Source organism: Streptomyces sp. ID05-39B (assembly GCF_033794725.1).
Taxonomy (GTDB): domain Bacteria; phylum Actinomycetota; class Actinomycetes; order Streptomycetales; family Streptomycetaceae; genus Streptomyces; species Streptomyces bobili.
The window spans coordinates 1-3,496 of sequence record NZ_JARGEF010000430.1 but is presented as its reverse complement, the minus strand read 5'-3'; the positions used below and the strand labels follow the sequence as shown (position 1 = coordinate 3,496).

2 protein-coding genes and 1 pseudogene are annotated in these 3,496 nt (G+C 71.5%); 2 read left to right on the top strand and 1 reads right to left on the bottom strand.

Annotated elements, in window-relative coordinates; all coding sequences use genetic code 11:
• Positions 1 to 581, bottom strand: a pseudogene (locus P1P75_RS40620) (hypothetical protein); the annotation flags it as partial.
• 383 nt (positions 582 to 964) lie between these two features.
• On the opposite strand from P1P75_RS40620, the gene P1P75_RS40615 reads away from it, so the two are divergent.
• Together P1P75_RS40615 and P1P75_RS40610 are read left to right on the top strand one after the other, a co-directional pair.
• On the top strand, positions 965 to 2,905 hold the full coding sequence (locus tag P1P75_RS40615) for an AMP-dependent synthetase/ligase (RefSeq protein ID WP_319264810.1): 1,941 nt from the start codon (positions 965 to 967) through the stop codon (positions 2,903 to 2,905).
• Between the two features lie 43 nt (positions 2,906 to 2,948).
• Positions 2,949 to 3,449 carry a hypothetical protein gene (locus P1P75_RS40610; RefSeq protein WP_319264807.1) on the top strand — a complete coding sequence of 167 codons (501 nt, stop codon included), beginning with the start codon at positions 2,949 to 2,951 and terminating at the stop codon, positions 3,447 to 3,449.
• The last annotated feature ends 47 nt before the right edge of the window (positions 3,450 to 3,496 follow it).

Below are 3,496 nucleotides of genomic sequence, written 5' to 3'. Positions count from 1 at the left end.
TGGGGATGTGGCCTGGCCGCCGGGGGGCGGGGCAGGGGTGCCGGGCGCCGGCCACCGGGTGGCAGGTCGACGTCCCAGCGGGCGATGCCCTCCGCGGCGAGCGTGTCCGGGGCGGGGGAACAGGCTTCCCCACGGTCCTCCCTGCCGCCTCCGGCCTCCCGCAGCTCGGTCACGACGACGGCCTCCGTGCCGCGGCGGTGCGGGACCAACCGATCGACGTGGACGGCGAGTTCGTACGTCGTCCCGGTGGCCGGGAGCGGCCGGTGCCGGGTCAGTGAGATCGAGGTGTGGACGAGGCCGAGCAGCGGGAGGGGAAACGCTCGGCCGCTCATGATGCGCATGGCCAGCGGGAAGCCGAGGACGTGCGGGTAGGTGATCGGCAGGGCGTCGTCGCCGGTGGGGAAGCCGCAGACCCGCTCGTAGGCGGCAAGTCGGGCGAGGTCGACGCGCAGCTTGGGCAGGACGAGCCGGCCGCCGGAGAAGGCGGCGCCGGGCCGGGGCCGCTTGAAGGGTGACAGGAGGGCTCCGCGTGCGAGCAGCGGGCCGAGGGCGGGTGTGGCGGAGAGCGGCGGGGCGGTCACCGCGCCCGTACCCCGCCGCCGAGACGCGCGTTCCGGTCGGTCATGTCCACTTCTTCCGCCCCCTCGCCTACCCGCTCGATTTTCCTTACTCTGGAGTCAGGTTACCGTCGGTAAGGTGACTGGCAAGCCCACCCGGTGTCACCCGCGAAAGCCGCCGCCACCAGCGAACCTGAGGGCCGCTCAGGTACCCCTGGAGGTTGCACAGCCCTGGCCCATCAACACCCCCGAACCCGCACAAGCCCCACACGTCCGCCCCGTACGATCCCCTAGCCAACCGGGGGTAACCCCTTTCTGCGGTTCCGTCCCGGTTGAACGCCTCGACGCGCGAGGCACGTACTTCATGCAGCAAGCAGTTCGATCGCTGCACGCCCAGGGAGCCGCCCGTGTCCACCCCGTATTCATCCTCCACGCCGGCCTTCGCCGGTTACGACGCTCCCCCCGCCCTCGTGGAACCCGAGACCCGCAGGCTGGACGGCGCCGTGCGGGAGGCGTCGATGCCGGTGTTCGCGCGCCCGATGACGTACGGCTCGCTCGCGGAGCTGCCGTTCGACAACGCGGGAGCGGCCCCCGACGCCGTGGTCCTCAGCCGCAGGGACGCGGAGGGCCGGTGGGCGGACGTGACGGCACAGCAGTTCGCCGCCGAAGTCCTCGCGGTGGCGAAGGGGTTGATCGGGGAGGGGCTGGCGCCCGGCGACCGGATCGCCATCATGGCCCGTACGACCTACGAGTGGACGCTGCTCGACTTCGCCGCCTGGGCTGCCGGACTGGTCACCGTCCCCGTCTACCCGACCTCCTCCGTCTTCCAGACCCGGTGGATCCTCCAGGACTCCGGTGCGGTCGCCCTCGTCACCGAGACGCTCGGGCAGGCGGCGGCCATCGGCCCCGAACGCGACCGGCTGCCCGACCTCCAGCACATCTGGGTGATCGAGAAAGGGCATGTGGAGCGCCTCGCCGAACTGGGCGAGCAGCACATCCCGGAGTCCGAGGTCGAGGTCCGCCGAGGCATGCTGGTCCCCGACACCCTCGCCACCCTCATCTACACCTCGGGCACGACCGGCCGCCCCAAAGGCTGCGCGCTCACCCACGGAAACTTCTTCGCCGAGGTCGACAACGCGATCGAGCTGCTCTACCCGGTCTTCAAGTCGGCCACCGACGACCTCTCCGTGCTCCTCTTCCTCCCCATGTCCCACGTCTTCGGCCGCATGGTCGCCATCGCCTGCATCCGCGCCCGCGTCCGCCTCGGCCACGCCCCCAGCCTCAAGGCCGACCAACTCCTCCCGGATCTGGCCGCGTTCAGACCCACCTGCCTGCTCGCGATCCCGTACATGCTGGAGAAGATCTTCAACACGGCCCGCGCGAAGGCGGAGGCGGGCGGCCGGGTGTCCACCTTCGACCGGGCGGTGAACACGGCCATCCGCTACGGCGAGGCCGTCGAGGCCCACAACGCCGGCACCGGAAGCGGCCCCGGCGCCACCCTCCGCGCGGGACGCGCCCTCTACGACCCGCTGGTCTACCGCCGCATCCGCAACGCCATGGGCGGCCGGGTCCGGCACGCCATCTGCGGCGGCTCCCCGCTGGGCCGCCGCCTCGCCGCGTTCTACGCCGGCGCGGGCATCGAGATCTACGAGGGCTACGGCCTCACCGAGACCACCGGCGCCTCGACCGTCACCCCGCCCATGAAACCCCGCCTGGGCACGGTGGGCTGGCCGCTGCCCGGCACGAAGATCCGCATAGCGGCCGACGGCGAGATACTCATCGCCGGTGACCACGTCCTGCGCGGCTACTGGGACCCGGCGGCCGGCGGAGTCGTCCCCGCCGCCCCCGACGGCTGGCTCGCCACCGGCGACATCGGCGAACTCGACGACGACGGCTACCTCACGATCACCGGCCGCAAGAAGGAACTGATCATCACCTCCGGCGGCAAGAGCGTCGCCCCCGCCCCGCTGGAGAACTGGCTGCGCTCGCACCCCCTGATCTCCCAGGCCATGGTCCTCGGCGACGGCCGCCCCTACGTCTCCGCCCTGCTCACCCTCGACCCCGACGGCCTCACCCACTGGCGTCAGATGAACGGCAAACACCCCGTCCCCGCCGAACTCCTCATCGACGACGTCGAGTTGAACGAAGTACTCCAGCGCGCGGTCGACGAGGCCAACAAGCTCGTCTCCCGCCCCGAATCGATCCGCCGGTTCACCATCCTGCCCCGCGACTTCACCGAGGCGGAGGGCCACCTGACCCCCTCCATGAAACTCCGCCGGGACGCGATCATGCGCGACTTCGCCGACGAGACGGAGGGGCTGTACCGGCAGCAGGCGGCGCCGCAGTAAGCCGTAGAAAACGGTTCGCGGAACAGGTCCCCGGCCGGGGAGGATGCCGCCCGTGAACGCCATCGAGCTCTTCCACTACCCCTGGGCCGAGAGCCCGACCTACCCGGACCACCTGGTGTGGGGCATCAGGGTCGACGGGAAGGACCTGCGCATGCTCGTCGGTGAGGTGACCTACCCGCTGTGGCGGGCCGAACTGGCGGGAGAGTTCGACGACGAGGCCGAGGACGAGAAGGAGACCGCCGAGCAGGTCCGCACCCAGCACGACGGCCTCGGCGTCCCCGAGTTCGAGGGACACCACTTCCTCACTCCCGGAGACACCGTCCCCCTGCTCGGCTGCTCCTGCGGCATCTGGGGCTGCTGGCCCCTCATGGCCAAGGTCACCCTCACCCCGACGACGGTGACCTGGTCCGCCTTCCGTCAGCCGTACCGGGAGAAGGAATGGGGGGAACTCGCCCTGGGCCCCTACGAGTTCCCCCGAGACGCCTACGAAGCGGCGCTGGCCGCTCCGCCGGTGCTGCGCGAGGACCCGCTCCCGCTGCCGTAGGGGAGGAAGTGCGCCCAGGCGGCGGGGGAGAGGGCGAAGGTGGGGCC

Coding starts and splice junctions, on each gene's coding strand:
- P1P75_RS40610 (WP_319264807.1), top strand. CDS start 2,949: ATGCCGCCCGTGAACGCCATCGAGCTCTTCCACTACCCCTGGGCCGAG.